Raw genomic sequence first — 19,695 nt, forward strand, 5'->3', positions numbered from 1 at the left:
ATGAAACGCGTCATCGCCGCGATCGTCGCGGCCACCCTCCCCCTCGCCGGCGTTTCCGCCGACGTCGGCAGTTCGATGGACTCGTTCCTCAACGATGTCGGCGGCGCGGCAAACGTCAACGGCCCGACCGCCTTCCAGGGGCAATCGGCGGGCTATTACAGCCTTGGCAACATCTGGACGCGCTTCCCGCAGAAGACGACCAATATCGCGAACCTGCAACTGCCACGCGCCCGCGCCGGCTGCGGCGGCATCGACATCTTTGCCGGCTCCTTCAGCTTCATCAACGCGAGCGAGATCGTGGCCATGCTGAAAGCGGTCGCGAACAATGCCGTGGGCTTCGCCTTCAGCCTGGCGATCGACACGGTCTGCCCCGAGTGCTCGAAGATCATGCAGGAGTTCAGCCAGAAGGCTCAGCTCATGAACAATCTCAATATCAACAGCTGCGAGCTGGCCCAGGGTCTGGTGGGCGGAATCTGGCCCAAGGGCGATCTCGCCGACAAGGCGATCTGCGAGGCAATCGGCAATTCCGAGGGGATCTTCACCGACTATGCGGCTGCCAAGCACGGCTGCGGGACCAAAGGCCAGCGCGCCAGTACCACCGCCCAGGGCGCAGGGAAGTATGACGACGTCAACACGGGCGTCGCGCGCAACTACACCTGGACCATCCTCAAGAAGTCCGCGTTCTTCTCGCCGAACGGCACGTTCGACCAGGAGCTTGCCGAATACGCCATGACGCTCCTCGGCACGATCATCTATGTGCCGCCCAAGGATGACGAGCCGGGCAAGTTCGTGCCGATCGTCGGGGAATCCTCATCCACCCTCGTGACGTCGCTGCTCGACGGCACGAGCGGCAGCAATGTCCTTATCTTTCACTGCGACGAGCCCGACAAGTGCCTTGATCCGGGATTCAAGTCGCTGAGCCTGCCGGCCTCGAAGGCCCTGCGGCCGCGTGTCTCCGCGCTCATCGCCGGCATGGTCCAGGCGATCCGCGACGATACGGCAATCACCGAGGCGCAGAAGGAACTGCTGCAGGTCTCGTCGGCGCCGCTCTACAAGATCCTGACGGTGCAGGCTGCCTATGGCCGCGGCATGCCGACTGATGATCGTGAGACCTTGGCCGAAATCGCAAGCGTCGATCTGCTGTTTGCCGTTCTCGACCGCATCGTCGGGGAGGCCGGCCGCTCGATGTCGAGCTTCATCGGCGCGGACGAGGCGAAGATCGCCATGTGGCAGGGCCAGGTCAACGTGGTGCGCCAGGCGCTAGCCGACCGGCAGGCGAACACGCACCTCAAGGTCAACGCGATCATGCAGATCATCGAGAAGACGGCGTTCATCGAGAACGTCCTCGCAGCCTCCCTGTCTCCGGGCATGGCCGCCTCGCTCGACTGGTCGCGCGGCGTCCAGAACCGCGCCCTCACCCACTGATTCCCCAGAGCGCATACCCAAGCGGGACACGAGACATGGTTGAAATCTTCACGGTCGGCGGCGGCGATTATCTGGTGAACGTGTTTCAGGCGGTCGCGGCCTGGACCGGCAATGGCGGTTACAAGAGCCTGCTTCAGGTCGTCATGGTGATGGGCCTAGGCCTGTCCGCCCTCACGCTCGCCTTCAATCAGGACTGGCGCGCCTGGATCAACTGGTTCCTGGGCGCGACCCTGATTTACTCCTGCCTGATGGTGCCGCGTCTCGACGTCCATGTGACCGACCGGCTCAATCCCAGTCTTGCTCCGGCTAATGTCAGCAATGTGCCCTTGGGTCTCGCGCTCATGGCGAGCTTCACCAGCCAGGTGGGCGACTATCTCACCGGCTCGGCCGAGGTCGTGTTCGGCCTACCCGGCGATCTCAATTACTCCAAGAACGGCATGATCTATGGCGCCAGGCTCTATGACGCCACGCGGTCGCTGCGCATCTCCGATCCCGAATTTGCCGCCAACCTCGACGAGCATTTCCGGCAATGCGTCTTCTACGATGTGCTGCTCGGCCGCTATTCGATGAAGCAGCTCGCCGAATCCAACGACATCTGGGCAACGATCGCGCCGGGCAGTCAGGCCCGGGCACAGCGCTTCCTGACCCGCGATTCGACCTCGGGCCAGGTAAGCTCGACCATCGTGACCTGCCGGGAAGCCTATGATGCGCTAAACAATCAGTGGGCAGGCCTTGTCGACGACATGGGCACTGCATTCGGCCGCCAGCTCTATCCCAACCAGACCGCAGCGCTCGCCAAGGCCAAGCTGTTCGCCGACCTGCCCGTGGCCTATCAATATCTGAGCGGCGTCTCGGCCAATGCGGCCGAAATCTTCAAGCAGACCCTGACGATCAACGCGATGAGCCAGGCGATGCATTCGATGGCCGGCGGCAGCGGGGCGTCGAGTGTCGACGTCTATTCCCAGACGCGTGCCGACATCCAGACCGAACGCACCTATAGCTCGATCGCCAGCAATGCGATGAAGTGGGTGCCGCTCCTGAACATCGTCCTGACGGTTCTGTTCTACGCCCTCTTCCCGGTCCTCTTTCCGTTGTTCCTGCTGCCCAAGAGCGGCCCGGTCGCCCTCAAGGGTTATATCACCGGCTTCTTCTATCTCGCCGCCTGGGGGCCGCTCTTTGTGATCCTGCACATGATGCTGATGTATAAGGGCGCCACCGACATGACGGCGGTCGCCGGATCCAATGGCCTTAGTCTTGCGAGCTTTACTGGCATGGCCGACGTCAACAGCGATATCGGGCTGCTGGCAGGCTACCTTATAGCCTCGGTGCCCTTTCTCGCCGGCGGGGTCGCCAAGGGCGCGATGGCTATTTCGCACCACGCGACCAGCTATCTCAATCCGAGCCAGAATGCCGCCGAAGAGGCCGCGCGCGAGGCAAGCACCGGCAACGTCGCCCTTGGCAATACCAGCATCGAGAACTCGACCGTACTGACCCGGCAATTCGCGCAGGGGACGATCGCGCCGAGCTTTACCTATGGCGCCGCCCAGACGCGAACCTTCAGCGAGACAGGCTCGATGACCACGAGCTTCCCCGAAGGCAGCTACGACCAAATCCCGAACTCGAGCTACCCCTTCACGCCGAGCTTGGGCCAGGAGTTTACCGCGCGCCTGTCAACAATGGCATCGCAGGCTCGTTCGAACAGCGAGACCTATGCGAATGTCGCGACGGAATCGACCGCCAGCGCCGTGACGAGGTTCCGGGAACTGAGAGATCAGTTCAGCCGCGGCTCGGCTTTCGAAAGCACCACCGGCACATCCAATTCCGACAGCATCCAGACCGCCTTCAGCGAGGTCGATCAGGCCTCGACCAATCTGCAACGGCAGTTCGGACTTTCGCGCCGGGCGGCGGACGACATCTCGACGGCTTGGTTCCTCGGCGGCGAGGCGGGCGCCAGCGCCGGCGTCACGAACGGCGTGCTCTCCGCCAATGTTGGGGCCAAGGGCGGAGGTACGCGGACATGGACCGACAGCGACATTGGCATCGCGTCGGAGGACCGCTCGCGGATCTTCGGCAGCTTGGCCCAGATGTCCGACAGCAGGAATTGGTCGAGCACCCGCGACGGGTTCGTTCGGTCGGTCAGCACCTCGAGCAGCTCCTCAATTTCGAGCACAGCAAGCGGTATGAACGGGTCCCTCACTGAAGCACAAAGCTACAGCCGCGAGGCAAGACGCGCCGAGGAACTTGCTAACCGCCTTGAAAGCCAAGCATCGTTCTTCAAAGGCAACAGCGCAGCTGGAAGCCTCAATCTGTCCCAGGCTTATCGTGAATGGGGATTGGTCGAGATCGAGCGCAACCGAGACTTCTACGGCAACGTGCGGTTTGACGACGTGACCTTCCAGCTCAGCCCGGAAGGCCAGGCGTTGCAGGCCAAGTTCATTGACAGTTATGCCGAGCAGCTTCGCGACGGGATCGAAGATCGCCTGGTCCTGCCCCCCGGACAGCCCGTGTCCCGTCCGGCTATCTCTGGCGCCGGATCAGTACGCGCGCGCGCGCAGACTGGCGGAGGGGGCTCTGGAACAGTGCCCAAGGTGCATCCCAGCAGTCTTCATGATGAGGTTCAAGGGGCTCAGGCTGCCGGCCGCCAGAAGATTAGCAGATCTAGGGGAAGTCTGGACGCGGTTACCAAGGGGGCGCAAGGTGCCAGTGCAGAGTCAGCGGATGATGTAAAGGAGTGGTGATTGAACGAGATCACCACAATCCGAATGAAGCGCCAGCCAGAAAAGCAAACACGGCTAGAATGACGAAAATCCCGATAATCGTGAGCTTGCGTCCCCAAGGGTCGGCCCAAGACTTCTTGATCCGATACTCCATCAGGCGATTGTCGCGGATTGCCTGATCTATCTCAGACAGCCCCTCCCACTTGCGGGTTTCGCGCGCCTCGGCGCTTTCAATATCGAAATTCGTCATAATGGCGTTCATCTCATCGCTCCCTAGAACATAGCAGAAACACAAAGGAGGCATAGAGATTTCGATCCCCCCTAGCTGCGCCTATCCGCGGCAACCTCTCCTCCCGACGCCACTCTGTCGATCCCCTATCAGCTCGTTTTCAGGCTTCGGCTACGGATACTCGCCCTTCCTTCGGGTCGATGACCGAAGGGGCACCAACGGCAGGCCGAAAATGATCTAGCTGGCTGCTGTAAACCCAGGATTTAGGCGATCGAACCCATCGTCGTGAGGCGCGACGGTACGGTGATCCACGCCGAGCAAGTCGAGATCGATCAACCGATGTACCGGCCCGCCATGCAACAAGCGAAGGATCTCAGAAAGCGCCAGCGATGCAGCGACAGCGCCAACGAAGGGCGCGCCCACGGCTTTGCCGGCGAGGAGCGTCATGCCGCAGCGATCGAGCGTGCCCTCTGCCAACAGCTTGGCATAGGCCGGGCGGTCTTCGACCAATTCGACGTTGGGCGCCGCCTTCCACATTTCGGTCGTCGGCCGCCGGCCCGGCAGGGTGTGCAGGCGCATCGTTCGGAAATCCCGATAACCGCGCCCGAGGCCCGCCTCAACGATCATGTCGAAGCCGACCTGGTCGAGGGCGCGGCGCCCGACTGCGTTGTCGAGTCCGCACAGCGCGATCGCCGGCTCGTCAGGCTGTCGCTTGAAGTCGGCGGCGAACAATCGTTCCAGAATGGATCCGCGAAATCCGCGGCGTTCCGCCCACGCCGCCATCGCACGGGTCTTTTTTATCCCAATCATCGCGGCGTCGGACAGGATGGAGGTGCTCTCGGTCGATTCCGTGATGTCGTCGACATCCTGCAGCACAAGCGTGACATCGCTGGGCGCTGCATAGGGCAGAAGTCCCAAGCCCCACAGATAGGCTTGACCGAGATGACCAAGGCCGATCAGCCAGAGGCGCGACGGCAGGAAGGTGAGTGCTGGTTCCGAAGGGTCAGGCGCAAGCCAATCGATCGCCGCGCTGGGCCGCCACAAAGATAGCCCGACGGGCGCCCGCCCGGCGGCCTTGGCACCATTGACGTGTTTGAAGGCTTCATTGACCGCAAGGCCGGCGGCCAACATGCCCGCGAGAGGGTTGCGAGCGCCGGCCGCAGCCTCGATCTCAGCATGGGCGGGGACGATGCCGCCCCGCCAGCCACGCGCGATGGCGCGGATGCCGAAGCCGTCCCGGCAGGCCTGTTGCGGGCCAATGACGATCGTCGGTACATCGTTGGCGGCGCGGCCGATATGGCCGCCGAGTGCTGCAACGGCATCAGCCAAGGTCGAACCGTAGGGCAAGGGCGCGGTAACTACAGCTCCCAACTGACCCGAGACGGACACGCCGCCGAGGAAGACGCGCCGCGAAAGCGCTACAGCCGTGAGCAATATCGCCTGCTCGACAGGATCGCAGGGCTCGTCAGGGTTGAACGCGATGGCGAGACGAAAGCCCTGAAACAGCGTCTCGGCCTCGGCAATGCTGGCGACGGCACCGCTGTCGAGCGCCTGCTTGACGAGGCGGTGAAGCGAATCCGGCGAAATTGTTTTGTTCATCTCAAAACCTCAGAATCCAATATGGAAGAAAGCCCGGCGCTCGCCGCGCGGGATCGTTTCCCAGCGCTTGCCACCCAGGTAGCGGTAGATGCCGATGCCCCCGCGGGGCTGCGGCGGTGCGGCGAAATTGGGCAGGATCAGCGCGACGTGACCCGCGCGCGAAATCATCGGATGATCTTGGTCGGAGTCGCTCTGACCAGCCCCGCCCGGGTGGACGTGGATGTCCGCAACGACGCTCAGCGCCCGATCCTTACATAGCGCCCACAGAGCACCGAAATGGCGTCCGTCGAAGCGCACGATCCCGGTGTCGAGACAGTGCGGATCGAGGTCGTCATAGAGGACGAAATCGACGATCCGACGCCGCCCGTTTTCCTGGTGCCCGAGCAGGAAAGCGCCGCTCTCGCGGCTATTGCGGCGACCTCGCGCTCGGAGCGCGCGGCAAAGGCGCCACCAGAGCCACCAGGAACAGGACAGCTCATGCCGCGGCGCGAAGCGGCGGCGCATAATCGCGGCAATGGAGAAGTTCATGGATAAGCTCCAGATATTGAACGACGCCATCGGCCGGGCGCCAGATTTTCGACGGCATCTCGTGACGCCAGTTCTCGTGACCGGCGAAGCTTTCGCGGTCGCACGGCAGGTACAGCGCGGTGCCGTTCTTCCAGTCGGGGCGGAAAACCGCCGAGACCCGCCCACCCTGACCTCGCGGCCAGAGGTCGAACGCGAGAATGCGATCAGCTTCCATGTCCCACGGCCCCCCGGTCGGCGGGGTCTGCGGGTAACCTGTGCAGTTCAGGCGCAGCACGAATTCGCGATCATCCTTGGCCTTGACCGCGATGAAGACGTGCGGCCAACGTACCTGTATCAGCCGCCACCGCCCTTCGGCCTGTCCGAGGCGGAACACGGCTCGCGCCGCGTCCGCCTCGAAGGCCCGCTGATCGGGGCCGATCACTGCGCATCCTCGATCGCACCGTTGACGCGCTCGTCGGCGACCAAGTCGAACGCCAGCGTGCAGGACTGGCGGTTGGCGAGCGTACCGATGTGCGTGCCGGGAGCCGGGCGCTCGTGCGTGCCCGCGATCTGGAGGACGTGCTCGCCGGCCTCCTCGTCGGACATGCCGAACTTGCGCTCGGCCGCCCAGCGCTTCACGCGGGCCACGGTCGCGCCGGGCGCGAACTTCCGGTCGATGGTCTCGCCGTTGTAGCAGACCGACACCCCAATCTGACGGCAGCGGTTCAGGTGCAGCTTGAGGCCCTTGCCGGTGTCGCGCTCCTTCACCTTCACCGCATCGTCGAGCGGATCGTCTTCATCTTCGAGGAACAGCAGCGCATCGTGGGCGCAGCCGTGCTTCGCGATGAGGCGAGCCTTGATATCGGCAAAAGTGCTGTCGGGCTCGATCTCGAGGTGCTCGATCTCGGTGACGCCCTCGCCCTGGTAGAAAAGGTCAATGGTCTTCATGGTTTCACACTCCGGGATCGAAGTGTGAGGCCTGATCGCCCCTCTTTCGTCCCTCGCTTCCCTGATCGAAAGCGGGTGGCGAAACCGGAAAGCTGGGTGTGTCGATTTTTAGGTCAGGTCGAGGGGGCCTTTGGGCGTTGCGGCACAAATGAAGAAATGCGGGCAGCGCGGGCAAGTCACCGTGTCGACTTCGATGGGAAATGCGCCAGCGGCGATGCCGGCCAGCATGGTCTCGCTCTTGGTTCGACGGTTGCCGACCTTAGTTGGCGAGATCACGACGGGCTCGGCCGTTTCGTCGGTCAAGTGCAGCGCATGGACTGTGGCGCCCGGCCCGAACTCCGCCTGCGCTGCGAGCTGGTAGAGGGTATATTCGAGGCGGTCATATTCGTCGCTCCGCTTCTGCCCTGTACGCACCCGCAGTATCACAACCGAGCCGTCGGCCAGTTCTGCAAGTTCGTCGGGTTCAACGAGCACCCGTCCGTTGGCGAAGTCGATCGCTAGCGGCTGCGCCTCGCGAAAGCGCCTTCCCGCGCCGGCATTCACCAAGGCTGTGATCAGGCGTGTCGCAAGCTGTCGATACTCAGCCGCGAAAGCATGATCGGTGGGGCCGCGCTGCGTCCAGATGGTTTCGAAGGCGATCTCGGTCTCGCCAAGCGAAGGCACAGATGTTCGGCGAGTGTCGGCCAGCCACCGTAGAAGATCATAGAGGCAATCGTGGGTGCGCGTGAATGCTGTAGGCTTTCGGGCGCTCCCGAGCCCCAGAACATGGGTATAGAAGAAGCGACGTGGGCACTTGTCATAAGCGCCGAGCCGGCGATCGGTCAGCGCCCAGTCGTCCGGCCAGCGCACGGAAACAGGTCCTGGAGTCGCAAAATCATCCGCCAAGGGAAGCATCGGCGGGCGGGTGATCGTGTTGACTTGGCCACTTGGTAGCCATTCGAGATACGGTGATGGGGACCGGTTGTTGCCGTTGGGCTGCTTACGGGCCAATGACAGCGTCAGGTATGTTCGCGCCCGCGATAAGGCCACGAAGAACAGGCATTCCTCTTCCTTCTCGTGCGCTTGCCGGGCCTCATCGGCAACTGACTGATCCTCGGCGCTCTCAATCATTCCTAGTGGCGGCGGACACCGTTGACCGCGGTTCGACGTTGGAAAGCTCGCCTTAGTGAGACCCGGCACGTGCACGGCCTCGAATTCCAGGCCTTTGCTGCCGTGGACGGTCATCAGACGCACGGCATCGAAATGCAGTGCCGCTGCCGGCACTTGTCTGAGGTCGCGTTCTTCGGCCAGCAATACTAGCTGCCGGACCCGATCGAGTGTGCGCTGAATGGGCGAGCCGGCCCCGACGGGACTCTGCTCGCGCACGAAATTGAGGAACTGCCACGTCGCCACCGCGCGCATACGCTGCGTTACGGTTGTCGCCATGCTCGCGCGACGGGCAAGATCAGTTCGATCGAGTAGATAGGTGGCAAGATAGTCCCATGCCGAAGCACCGGTCGATAGGCCGACCAGATCCGCAGCAAGTCGCTTTACCGTCACTTGTCCATCCGGAGAAAGGCCCGGCGCATGAACTGCATCGGCCAAGCCGGTTAGGGCCGGTCGATTGGCTGTGCGCAAGTGTCGGGACACCGCCAGAACATCCTGTAGGCTAAGATCATACCGCGGCATCGCGCCGACGCGCACCAGCGCGTCACCGAATGGATCGACCGCAAGGCTAAGAAGCGCCAGCAAATCGCGGACTTCCTCTCGCTCGAACAGGCTCCCGAGGTGCAGCACGGGAATATCACGCGCCTCAAGCGCTGCGGCAATTTCATTCAGCCGATTGTTGGACCGGGCGAGAACGGCCTGGTCACGAAGCGCGACACCCGCAGCCTCCAGTTCCTTTATGCGAGCCGCAATCCCGGCCTCCTCATCGGACAGAGTCTCGAAGCTGCGCACGTCTGGAGCGCTCGGGCCAGCGCCGCGGTCGGCTTCCAGCGCCAGAGGGAGCATGCCCTGCGACGCCCCCATTCGCGGCGCGACTGCGACGACGGTTTGAACGATTTGCTCGGTGGATCGATAATTGACGCCGAGCTGATCGACGGTCGCACCGGGATAGTCGGCAGAAAATTGGGCCATATTCGTCGAGGACGCGCCACGAAATCGATAGATCGACTGTCGGGAGTCGCCCACGACCCACAATCGCTCGCCATTGCCCGCGACAGCCCTGAGCAGGCGAGCGCTCGCACGATTCACATCTTGATACTCGTCCACCAGGACGTGCCGGTGGCGAAGCTGGACAGCCGTTCTTAGCGCTTCATCGGTTTCGAGCAGCCGTGCCGGAAGCATGATCAAGTCGCCGAAGTCCACGCCCCCATGCCGTATTTTCGCCTCTTCATAGAGATCGTAGATGTCGGCGATCTCCAGGCACTTGGCAGCGGCTATGCGCTTGTCCTCGTCACCGCCGGCCGCCTCTCGCATCGCCACAGCCAGCGCACGGTAGCGCGCGGGATCGGCTATTTCGTCTTTGGCGCGCGATATTGCCGCCACAACGTCTCGCAACACCATCGCGGGATCCCACAGGTTGCGGTAATGGACCAGTGGCAGTGTCGGCAGAATTTCTTCGAGGAGCGCAATCGCATCGCTTCGGTCGAACAGCGTCGGATTAGCGCTGAGTCCAAGACGGTCATGATGTCTGCGTACCAGGTCGAGACCGAAGGCATGGAAAGTACCAATCCAGAGCTTGGGCGCGGCTTGGGGGACCGTGCTGGACAAGCGCTCCGACAGCTCGCCCGCAGCCCGGTTCGAGAAAGTTAGGATAAGCATCGCCGCAGGGTCGATGCCGTCGTGTATAAGCGACGAAATCCGCTTCACGAGCGTGCGCGTCTTCCCGGTGCCAGGACCGGCTTGCAATTGAAACGGCGAGCCGCGATGATCGGAAGCACGATCCTGCGATGGATCGGGTCGCGGCGCATGGCTCGACGGGACGATCTCGGTCGCCAGCACGGACGGTGGCAGGAGCAGCGCGTCGAAAAGCTGTTGCCGTACAAGCGGCAGCGGAAGGCCGGTTCGCTGCGCGATATCCGCAGCGCCGAGACCCTGATCGACGTGAAGCGCCTTGGCATGCGGGCGTGGCAGCACAAGCTCTCGGGCGAAGACATTTGCCTGAAGCTCGCGCCGCTCTCGCGCCCCGTAGTCCTCGACCCGCTGGAGCCCGACAGGAGCTGACTCCGTTGAACGTGTGACATCTATGTCCCCGGACGCGCATGTTGCCGAGCCCGCATGCAGCCGCGCATGCCCGATTTCGTGTGCGACCAGCAGCGCACGCGCGGCATGTTCGCCGACGCGCTCACAGCAGATCGTTCCACTTTGGTCGTCGTAGAGTGCGCGAGCCCCCTTTAGCGCTGGATCGCCAGCAGAGAGCCACACTAGCTCGAGATCGAGATCCGTGATTGCGGCTTGGACGAGCGCCATCGGATCAAGCGAATCGACGCCCGTCGCGATCAGACGATCGTGGAGCGCCGCTGCCTCGATCCGGATCGGCTCGAACGCATCCATCGCCTAAAGCGCCAACAGGGCGTTCTGCTGCGCCTCAGTAAGACCAGAGCTGCGCACCGCCTCTTCAAAACTCTGCCGTCCGCCCTCGTTTGGCTTGCCGTCAGCCTTGAAGAATTGAGCCGATGCACCGGCCGTTTGGGTCGCTGCAAAATGAGCAACGACGACGTCGAGCGGAGCTCGCAAATCGTCTGACACCCGCTTGCGGAAGCCCGGAGTAAAAGTGCCTGGATCTATTTGCCTGTCACGAAGCTTGGCGACGAATACACTGTTCGCGTCGAGCCGTTTTGCGAAATCGCGAAATTCCGTGCGGCTGAGCGAGGCGAATGGATTGGCCGCATCTGTTGATCGGGCGCGCACAGGCTCGACAGCCTGCTCAGCCATTGGCGCAGAAACCGCGTGAAGGCGATTCTGAAACCGGCTCATCGCACGCGAAACAGCCGGGCTCACCACCATCGGATCGAGCGCAGCCTCGGCCGCATCGACAGCGAGTTCGCCGCGGAGGGCGTCGATCGCAATCGCAATGGCATGCTCGGTGAGTTCGTCCGCGAACTGCGGATAACGTCGCACCATATCATCAAGCAGCGCAGCATCGGGAATGGCCTTCGCTATCGACAACGCGTAGAGCGCATCGCGGAGGCCGCTGGGGCTCGCGGTGAGTGTCGGGGTCATAGAGCCTCCTTGAATCGGGCGAGCTTCGCTGCCGCCCGTGTCAGTCGGTTGCGGATAGTCCTTCCTTTGCAGTCGCAACGCGTCGCCGCGGTTTCCTTGTCCGGATCGTCGGACTCCTCTTGATAGCCCATGACGTGGACAAGGATAACGGCGTCGCGCTCGTCGGGAGGGAGCGCGAGAATTGCATCGTAGATTTCACCGCGGAGAACATCGCCTTCTTGCGTTGCCGGTGAGCGGAACGCCTCAGAGACACGTGCGAAGACCTCATCATACGGTCCTTGCTCAGCCTCGTCATCCGGCTCCGGCATCTGCGCGACCTTTGCCAGCCGTGCGATCTCGCGCCGGACGACATCGATGCGAAAGAACCTGAACGCGCGGTTGAATTTACATTCATAAAAGTCGAGTTCGTCGGGCGCTTCGCCGGTTCCGTCGCTCGCAAACAGTTCGCCGAATGCGCCCAATATCTCCTCACGAATGGTCGCCGCCTCCGGCAACTGGCCGTCCGGGACCTTAACGAAGAGGTTGGCTTCGCACCGCATCAGCAATACCGGTAGGGCAAGGCTTATGAGGGACTGATCACCCGTTCGGCGTCCATGTCGGACAAGATGCACTAACGTCTCCGATCTTAGATGATCAGGGTCTCGCCGATCGGCAAGCGAAAGCCGGGACCGGAGCATGGAGGATGAGAGCTTGAGGGCGTCGTCAATCTGCGACTCGATCGCCTGGGGGCGAACAAGGGGATCGTCATCCTCCTGAGTTTTTGTCAGCGGTCGAGCCATCCTGCCCCCTTTGCAACAAACAACAGCGGTTCTGCGAGCGTCCCATAAGCCCGCTCGTCACCGCTGATCGCGGCGGTGTCGGAAATCCGGAAAGCCGTTTTTCGCTTTTTTGCGATTTTTCGCGCAGATGTTTATCTCTGATATTTAGTTGCCCGGCGATATCCCGATTGCTCGACGAGGCCTCACCTGACTACCGGCGCACTGTTATGCTGCCTGCTCATGGGCAATGGTCCGATCTGAAACATCCCGTTCAGCCGTTGGCTCAGGTATATTCTTGTCTGCATCCTGCGGCAGAAATGCCGCGCGCGTTGCCGCATTCAGGCAATCGCCGACCGCGCTTTCCGATGCGGAAACCATGCGTCTAAGGCCTTCGAGCCTGTTGCAGGCATTCACAAAGCGCTGCTGAACCGCAACGTCGGCCGGCACTGGGATCGATATCTGCGAGAGCTGCTCGTAATAGAGCCTGAAGCGCACAGAACCCTTCGTTTTGAGGTTGATCTCGTGCCGCCCGGCCTCGCTGCGCAGGTAATGATAGACGTACTCCGGCAGCAGATCGGGATCGCAGTAGAAGACAACATAGTCGGGACTGGTGATGCCTTCCTGCGATGAATCCCTGACAACGCCGACCGAGCCGATGTTGATGCGCATCGGGTTATAGGCAAGGTAACCGGCTCGCAGAACCTTGTAGCGTCCGGGCGACTTGCCAATAGCCGTCTTCGGATTCGTCAGGCCCTCCTCTGCGGAAACGCCCACGAGGGCGAGTTCATCGCTGTAATCAAGGCCGATGCGTTCATCGGACTCAGCCGTATATTTGCCAATCAGCTCAAGGGGAGCTTCGCTCAAAAGCTTGAGCGTTTCGTCAAGGTCTGCATGGATTGCGTCTGCCTCGTCGGCGAACGACCGCAGCTGCGCGGCAAGCACTGAAAGATCGCCGCGATCCTCCAGTGATACGAGCTGGCGGCGCGGGTTCTTGATGTCGAGGTTGAGGCTAGCGTCCAGTTCCGCGCGTTTGACCGACCACGAGCTTTCCGTTTCCTCGCGGGTTTCGATCAGTTCTTTGAGCGGCTCCATCCACTCGTAGAGCAGCGGCTTTGTCTTGCTGAGGGAGTAACCAAGAGGCAGCGAAGGCTCGCAGTAGAAAATCTCGTCCGCAGGCTCGCCCCGCTCGAAGATGATGATGTTCGACTTGATGTCCGTGTACGGCGCAAATACGTTGTGCGGCAGCCGGACGATGGCCTTGATCCTGAAATCCGCAAGCAGGCTCTCCCGGATGCGCGTGGCGACGCCCGGAGTCGACAGCGTGCCGTTGGGCACGACAACTGCCGCCCGCGCGGGCCGCCCGGCGATGGTCGGCTGACGCCGCAGCTTGCGCATGATGAGCTGAAGGAACAGCAGCGCCGTCTCGGCCGTCTTGCGATCATCGGGGAAATTCCCCTGAATGCCTTTTTCCTCCTCGCCTCCAAAGGGCGGATTCGTGAGGATCACATCGACCCGATCCTTTTCGCCGATCTCGGAGAGCTTGAAGCGGAGCGCGTTGCCGGGATCGATCTGCGGCGCATCTAAACCGTGCAGAAGCAAGTTCATCTGGCAGAGCAGATAGGGCAGCGACTTTGGCTCGCAGCCCATGATGGTCTCAGATTGCAGGCGATTACGATCGGCGACCGTCTTCACCTGCTTTGCAAGATGAGTGTACGCCTCGACCAGGAAGCCGCCCGTGCCGCTCGCGGGATCGAGGACGATCTCTCCAAGGCGCGGATCGATGATATCGACCATGAACCGGACGACCGCGCGCGGCGTGTAGAACTCGCCAGAGTCTCCCGCCGCATCGCGCATCTCGCGCAGCATCGACTCGTAGAGCGCGCCCAGCGTGTGCAGCTCCTCCGAGGAGGTGAAATGTATTGCGCCGATCTTGTTGATGACGTCACGGAGCAGGTAACCGCTCCTCATGCGGTTATCGACGCCCCTGAAGACGGTCGCGATGACGTCACGGCGGTTGTCGCCGTTGGAGCTGGAAAGCGAGCGCAGATAGGCGAACAGGCCCGGCCCCCGCGTCCCGTTAGGCCGGATTGCTTCATCGTTGTTGATGAACGCGAGCAGCTCATCACCGGTGATGCCCTGGGCGTTCGCAGCCCAGTCTCGCCAGCGGTACGGCGCCTCGATCGCGGCTTTGAACTTGTTGCCTCCGAGCAGTGCCTCGTCCTCGCGCTGCCGCTCAAGATCGTCGAGGAACTTGAGAAACATGATCCAGGTCAGAAGGGGCAAACGGTCAAGATCGCCGTTAAGCCCCTTGTCCTTACGCATGATGTCGCGCGCGGATTTGAGCAGACTGCCCAGCATCTGCGCCGTCGTCATCGGCGCACTGCTCTTGCCGGTCTTCTTCTTACGCTTGGCCATAAAGCAATTCCTGAAGGTCGTTCACGGCCGCGCGGAGCTGATCGGCGCCGCCGAATAGCCTGATGATTTCCGCGGGCTGACCGTGGGTGGAAATGGGCGGGACGCGCAGAACGTCCGGCAAGACGAACTGTGCATCGCCATGATCTGCGTATTTTTCAAGAAGCTCGTCCAGGATTTCCCGAGCTTCGGGCGAAAACCGCTCAAAGAAATCCTTCCGCTCCGCCTTGACACGCTGCGCGCGCTCGCGCCGCGTCCGCAACGGGGCGTTGAAGGCAAGATGGCAGAGCAGGTCGAAGGGGTCAGCGTCCGGCTGGCCTGACTGTTCGATCAGCTCGCCAAAATCGATTCCGCGCTCGGCGAGCGCCTCAATGATGTCGCGGCGCTTGTCGGCATCGGCCCAGCGCGAGCGCAGCTCCGCCGATGATGTTGCGATCGACCGGACGCTCTCAGCGGCATAGTCGGTGAACTTGACCACCCTGAGCTGCTTGCCGGTGGGATCAAGCTCATGGACGAGATGGGCCACCACTTCAACCTGTCCCCCATCGAAGTAGAACTTGCGGGGTTCGGTGGTAGAAGGCTCGATGACGCCGGGGTCTCCGTCCGCCGGAGCGTCATCATCGCCTTCAGGCCGGACTTCGGTCTCCGTAACCGAAATCGTCTCCCCCTCATCCGTAATCTCTTCCTCGGTAATCCGCGCCGGATCGCCATCGAACGCGGGATCAGCGAACATGCGGGTCGCCGTCCCCGTGTAGTCAATGATGTTGAACCACAGCTTGCCGTAATCATCACGCAGGCGGGTGCCCCGTCCGATGATCTGTTTGAACTCGCTTATCGATCCGACGACCCGTGCGAGCACGACGTTCTTACAGGTTGGCGCGTCAACGCCCGTGGTGAGCAACTGCGATGAGGTCAGGATGACTGGCGTTTCCTTATCGACATCCTGAAAGCGGGACAGATGGCCGCGCCCGATCGCACCTTCGTCGGCGGTCACACGGGCTACGTAGTCGGGAAACTGCGCCACCAGATCGGAATTCAGATTGACGAGAGCCTCGCGCATCTCGGCCGCGTGCTCCTGATCCACGCAGAAGACGATGGTCTTGGCGAAGCGATCCGTCTTTTTGAGGAAGTCCGTCAGATGGCGAGCCATAGCCTGCGTGCGCGCGCGCAACGCAACCACGCGCTCGAAATCTTTGGTCTGGTACTCATCGTCCGGAATCGATCTGCCGTAGCGATCCAGCTCATCCTTGCTGGGGCGCCAACCTGCGGCATCCCATGCCGTGACCACCCGGTGGACACGGTAGGGGGCAAGGAAGCCGTCATCGATCCCCTGGCGCAGGCTGTATTCGTAAATCGGGTTTCCGAAGTAGAGATAGCTGTCGCGGTTATCATCGCGCAGCGGCGTCGCCGTCATGCCAAGTTGAAAGGCTGGTTTGAAATGATCGAGGATCACGCGCCAGGAACTGTCATCGCGGGAACTGCCGCGATGGCATTCGTCCACGATGATAAGGTCAAAGAAATCCGGCGGGTAGTCGCGGAACAACCCTTCCCGGCGCTCATCCTCCGCGAGGGCCTGATAGATCGCGAAATACATTTCGCGGCTAAAGACGATTTCTCCTGACGCGATCTTGTGACGCGCATCACCGAATGGCGCGAACGTCTTGTCCTTGGGATCGTCGATCAGAATGTTACGGTCGGCAAGGAAGAGAATTCGCGGCTTGCGGTGCTCGCCGCTCATGTTCCAGCGGCTTGACCAGAGCTTCCAGCATATCTGGAACGCAACGACGGTCTTGCCCGTGCCCGTCGCCATGGTGAGAAGCACGCGTTTCTTGCCGCCGAGTATAGCCTCAATCGTGCGGTTGATGGCGATCTGCTGATAATAGCGCGGCGTCTTGCCGCCGACGTGATTGTAGGGCGCAAGAAGTTGGGAAACCTGCGAGTCATTGGTAATGCCCGACCCGGCCTGATAGCGCCGCCACAACTCGTCCGGTGTAGGATAGGCGGAGACCCGGTTCTCGCGCCCGGTAAAATAGTCGATCTCGATGATGTCCGCGCCGTTGGTCGCATAGGCAAACTTCAGGCCGAGCATCTGGGCATAGTCGCGCGCTTGCTGCACGGCGTCAGCCGCCGTCCTGTAGCTCGCCTTCGCTTCGACAACGGCTATCGGAAAGTCGCGCGTGTGACGCAGAAGATAGTCCACGCGCTTTGGCGGTTTTCTGATAAAGCCCTTGCCCACGGGAATGACGCGGCCGTCCGTAATGCTGCGCTGTTCAGCGATTGAGTGCGGCTCGTTATCCCACCCGGCTTCCTGAAGCTTCGGAACGACGTGCTTGCGGCAGGTGTCCGCCTCATTGCTCATGAGCCGCCCCCTTGCCGCTCGGCTGCCTATCCCGCTTGTGCTTGCTCGAAAGCGGCTGGTGGGCGCTGACGTACTCTTTCATGAACTCGCGCAGAACTTGGGCTGCCGGCTTGTCCTGACCTCGGCACACTTCCACGAACGCCTCGCGCAACTCACGGTCAATCCGGATTCTCAACCCCGCGTCCTTGGTCTTCATGGGTTGCGGTGTAACCAAAGGATACACAAATGGGTAGCGAGAAATCAGATTGAGAGAAGGCCATGATCGCGCGATCAATCATACGAGATCAGCTATCCGGCTTCTGAATTTCAGGCGAGCACGACCAAGATGTTGGCGATTCCGTCCGATAATTCGCTTAGCTTTTCGCCAAAAGGTACTGGCTCACACGTTCCTGTGTTTTACGTCGAGGCGTTCTCCCCGAGCGGAGATCCACAACAAATCTAGGATCGCCAACCGCCAATCTGCCAAATGTACTGGGCGACACGCTGCTACGCACCAAATATGACTCGATCTGCTCCAGTAGCTCCATCGCCTTCGACTCGCTTTGCGCTTGTGTTCTTGTTATGTTCCTACTAGGAAGGCTTCCTAGAGTCTAGGATCGAATTTCCTAGATGGATGCGATAGGACTGCCCGCGATGGAAGACGCACGTAGAGCCCTGGACGAGCTGATCCAGAAGCGAGGGGTCAATTACTCCTCGATATCGCGCCTCCTGGGACGCAATGCCGCCTATATCCAGCAGTACATTCGGCGCGGCAGCCCCAGGCAGCTGGACGAACAGGATCGCGCGGTGCTCGCCCGTTTCTTTGGCGTCGATGAGAAGGTTCTCGGCGCCCCGGAACGGCGTTCTGGACCCGTTGTCGAACTGGTCCATGTGCCGGTTCTCGCGGTCGAGGCGTCCGCCGGTCACGGTGCGCTCGCCGAAATGGAAGCCAAATGCGCCCAATTCGGATTCGATGAAAAATGGCTGCGACGGCTGACAGCCAGCAAGGCAACGAACCTGTCGATCATCGCGGTTCATGGAGACTCGATGGAACCCACCTTGCATGACGGCGACGAAGTGATGGTCGATCTGGGCGATGGCCAATCGCGCCTGCGCGACGGAATCTATGTGATGCGCATGGATGACATGCTCAACGTCAAGCGCGTGGCGATCGAACCGCAAGGCAAGCGGGTCTCGGTGCTGAGCGACAATCCCGCCTATCCTAGTTGGCGCGGTCTCGAAAAGCGCACCATCAATATCGTCGGCCGCGTTCTCTGGTTCGGCCGAGCTCTGCGCTAGGCTCACCATACCGATGCTTGTCATTCTTGCCGCCTCGATTGTCGCCGCCGGGCAGACCTTCACTTGCACGCCCACCCATGTCTGGGACGGCGATGGCCCCGTCTGGTGCGCAGAGGGACCACATCTCCGCATCGCGGGGATCGCGGCGCGCGAAATGGATGGCACATGCCGCTCCAACCAGCCCTGCCCCTCTGCCTCGGCGGTAGAAGCCCGTGGTGCGCTGGTAGGCCTGCTGGGCGGGCCGCGCGGCACCATCCCGACAGGTCATGTCGTCGTTCGAGGTCCGAGGCTGACATGCCGCTCCGAAGGGTCTGCCGGAGGCAGCAGGACAGCCGCCTGGTGCCGCCTGCCTTCGGGCGCCGATCTCTCCTGCGCCATGATCCGCACGGGGACGGTTCTTCGCTGGGATCGCTATTGGAAGGGTCCGGCGTGCCGCTAGGCGCCGACCTGCATCTCACCGGATACCTGGACGAAGGACCATATGGCCTGCTTCTTCGTAGTGGCGGCGGCGTGTGGGAACTGGACGCGCGCCGCCCGTCGCATCGTCTGATCGGCTGCGAGGTCGAAGTCACGGGCCAGCGTGCCGGGTTCAACGGGATCGTCTGCGATCAGATTTGGCCGGCAGGACAGCCCCGCCCTCGCAGGATCAGGCTCAACGTCGAATATCTGCTGACCGCAGCATTCGTAGGCTACGGCTTCATAGCCTTGCTATTCGGCCTCGCCGGACATCTCCACTGATGCTCAGCGAGTGGGAACTCTGGGCTTGTGCCAATCAGGTGCTGACGACGCATGGCGACAAGGCCCCGCTCCATGTCGCCGCACGGATTGGCGCTCAGGCGCTGGCCGGCGACAAGGCAGGCATCCAAACCTGGCAAGCTATCGCCCGACGGATTGCGCAGTTGACCGGAAAAGATGGCGATACGCCGCTGCAATGAGCAGAGCATCACGCGACATGCGGCTTACCCGATCGGCGCCAGGTCGCCCGGAAACAGGCAGGGCTGAATTCCGCCACTGGCATAGCCATCACCCTCGATAACGAAGCCACGCATCCTCTCGACCAGATGCCGTGCAAGATCGACACGGGCGCTGCGCTGCGCGCGCGGATCATCGGCATTCAGACCAGCGAGCGTCGGCTCGGGCGCCACAGCAAGCGCAACTTCGAGATGGGTCAGCAGGACATCGTCAGCGATTCGGGGCATGATCGCAATGAGAACAAATATAGAACTTTTAGTCAATCAGCCGCATGCGGATGGATGC

General features: G+C 61.8%; 18 protein-coding genes. 6 read left to right on the forward strand and 12 right to left on the reverse strand.

Going from position 1 to position 19,695, the window contains the following annotated elements; genetic code table 11:
- Both HHL27_RS11845 and HHL27_RS11850 read left to right on the forward strand, forming a co-directional pair.
- Positions 1 to 1,425 (forward strand): conjugal transfer protein TraH, encoded by a 1,425-nt coding sequence (locus tag HHL27_RS11845; protein WP_169493594.1) that lies wholly within the window; start codon positions 1 to 3, stop codon positions 1,423 to 1,425.
- A 35-nt stretch (positions 1,426 to 1,460) separates the two neighbouring features.
- Positions 1,461 to 4,163 (forward strand): conjugal transfer protein TraG N-terminal domain-containing protein, encoded by a 2,703-nt coding sequence (locus tag HHL27_RS11850; protein ID WP_169493595.1) that lies wholly within the window; start codon positions 1,461 to 1,463, stop codon positions 4,161 to 4,163.
- Positions 4,164 to 4,173: 10 nt separating this feature from the next.
- On the opposite strand, the gene HHL27_RS11855 is transcribed toward HHL27_RS11850, so the two are convergent.
- From HHL27_RS11855 to HHL27_RS11905, 11 genes are all read right to left on the reverse strand, one after another.
- A complete protein-coding gene (locus HHL27_RS11855) occupies positions 4,174 to 4,404 on the reverse strand; it encodes a hypothetical protein (RefSeq protein ID WP_169493596.1) in 231 nt (76 codons plus the stop codon).
- 204 nt (positions 4,405 to 4,608) lie between these two features.
- Positions 4,609 to 5,700: a thiamine biosynthesis protein ThiF gene (locus HHL27_RS11860; protein WP_169493597.1), complete on the reverse strand. Its 1,092-nt coding sequence runs from the start codon at positions 5,698 to 5,700 to the stop codon at positions 4,609 to 4,611.
- Between the two features lie 279 nt (positions 5,701 to 5,979).
- Positions 5,980 to 6,498: a hypothetical protein gene (locus HHL27_RS11865; RefSeq protein WP_169493598.1), complete on the reverse strand. Its 519-nt coding sequence runs from the start codon at positions 6,496 to 6,498 to the stop codon at positions 5,980 to 5,982.
- The gene (locus tag HHL27_RS11870) at positions 6,446 to 6,919 is read right to left on the reverse strand and encodes a DUF7665 family protein (RefSeq protein WP_169493599.1); all 474 of its coding nucleotides are present in this window, start codon (positions 6,917 to 6,919) and stop codon (positions 6,446 to 6,448) included. The genes HHL27_RS11865 and HHL27_RS11870 overlap by 53 nt, the downstream gene beginning before the upstream one ends.
- Positions 6,916 to 7,425 carry a hypothetical protein gene (locus HHL27_RS11875; protein ID WP_169493600.1) on the reverse strand — a complete coding sequence of 170 codons (510 nt, stop codon included), beginning with the start codon at positions 7,423 to 7,425 and terminating at the stop codon, positions 6,916 to 6,918. Before HHL27_RS11875 ends, HHL27_RS11870 begins: the two co-directional genes overlap by 4 nt.
- A gap of 108 nt (positions 7,426 to 7,533) precedes the next feature.
- Positions 7,534 to 10,962, reverse strand: coding sequence for an ATP-dependent helicase (locus HHL27_RS11880; protein ID WP_169493601.1), 3,429 nt, complete (start codon positions 10,960 to 10,962; stop codon positions 7,534 to 7,536).
- A 3-nt stretch (positions 10,963 to 10,965) separates the two neighbouring features.
- Positions 10,966 to 11,631 (reverse strand): hypothetical protein, encoded by a 666-nt coding sequence (locus HHL27_RS11885; RefSeq protein ID WP_169493602.1) that lies wholly within the window; start codon positions 11,629 to 11,631, stop codon positions 10,966 to 10,968.
- Positions 11,628 to 12,410, reverse strand: coding sequence for an RNA polymerase sigma factor (locus HHL27_RS11890; RefSeq protein WP_169493603.1), 783 nt, complete (start codon positions 12,408 to 12,410; stop codon positions 11,628 to 11,630). Before HHL27_RS11890 ends, HHL27_RS11885 begins: the two co-directional genes overlap by 4 nt.
- Before the next feature lie 204 nt (positions 12,411 to 12,614).
- A complete protein-coding gene (locus tag HHL27_RS11895) occupies positions 12,615 to 14,804 on the reverse strand; it encodes an N-6 DNA methylase (protein WP_206069550.1) in 2,190 nt (729 codons plus the stop codon).
- Positions 14,791 to 17,160, reverse strand: a complete 2,370-nt coding sequence (gene hsdR / locus HHL27_RS11900; RefSeq protein ID WP_169493604.1) for an EcoAI/FtnUII family type I restriction enzme subunit R — start codon at positions 17,158 to 17,160, stop codon at positions 14,791 to 14,793. The genes HHL27_RS11895 and hsdR overlap by 14 nt, the downstream gene beginning before the upstream one ends.
- Positions 17,150 to 17,356 (reverse strand): hypothetical protein, encoded by a 207-nt coding sequence (locus tag HHL27_RS11905; RefSeq protein ID WP_169493605.1) that lies wholly within the window; start codon positions 17,354 to 17,356, stop codon positions 17,150 to 17,152. The genes hsdR and HHL27_RS11905 overlap by 11 nt, the downstream gene beginning before the upstream one ends.
- 437 nt (positions 17,357 to 17,793) lie before the next feature.
- Between HHL27_RS11905 and HHL27_RS11910 the strand changes: the two genes are divergently transcribed.
- Genes HHL27_RS11910 through HHL27_RS11925 form a run of 4 tightly spaced genes read left to right on the forward strand, consistent with a single transcriptional unit; the run spans position 17,794 to position 19,373 of the window.
- Positions 17,794 to 18,438, forward strand: a complete 645-nt coding sequence (locus HHL27_RS11910) for a S24 family peptidase (protein ID WP_169493606.1) — start codon at positions 17,794 to 17,796, stop codon at positions 18,436 to 18,438.
- A 13-nt stretch (positions 18,439 to 18,451) separates the two neighbouring features.
- Entirely contained in the window at positions 18,452 to 18,877 is a 426-nt protein-coding gene (locus tag HHL27_RS11915; protein WP_169493607.1) for a thermonuclease family protein, read from the forward strand.
- Positions 18,868 to 19,176: a DUF5818 domain-containing protein gene (locus HHL27_RS11920; RefSeq protein ID WP_338114886.1), complete on the forward strand. Its 309-nt coding sequence runs from the start codon at positions 18,868 to 18,870 to the stop codon at positions 19,174 to 19,176. Before HHL27_RS11915 ends, HHL27_RS11920 begins: the two co-directional genes overlap by 10 nt.
- Positions 19,176 to 19,373 carry a DUF6961 family protein gene (locus tag HHL27_RS11925; protein ID WP_169493608.1) on the forward strand — a complete coding sequence of 66 codons (198 nt, stop codon included), beginning with the start codon at positions 19,176 to 19,178 and terminating at the stop codon, positions 19,371 to 19,373. The genes HHL27_RS11920 and HHL27_RS11925 overlap by 1 nt, the downstream gene beginning before the upstream one ends.
- Positions 19,374 to 19,397: 24 nt before the next feature.
- On the opposite strand, the gene HHL27_RS11930 is transcribed toward HHL27_RS11925, so the two are convergent.
- Positions 19,398 to 19,637, reverse strand: a complete 240-nt coding sequence (locus HHL27_RS11930; protein ID WP_169493609.1) for a hypothetical protein — start codon at positions 19,635 to 19,637, stop codon at positions 19,398 to 19,400.
- Between the last annotated feature and the right edge of the window lie 58 nt (positions 19,638 to 19,695).

This window comes from Novosphingobium olei (assembly GCF_012927405.1).
Classification (GTDB): domain Bacteria; phylum Pseudomonadota; class Alphaproteobacteria; order Sphingomonadales; family Sphingomonadaceae; genus Novosphingobium; species Novosphingobium olei.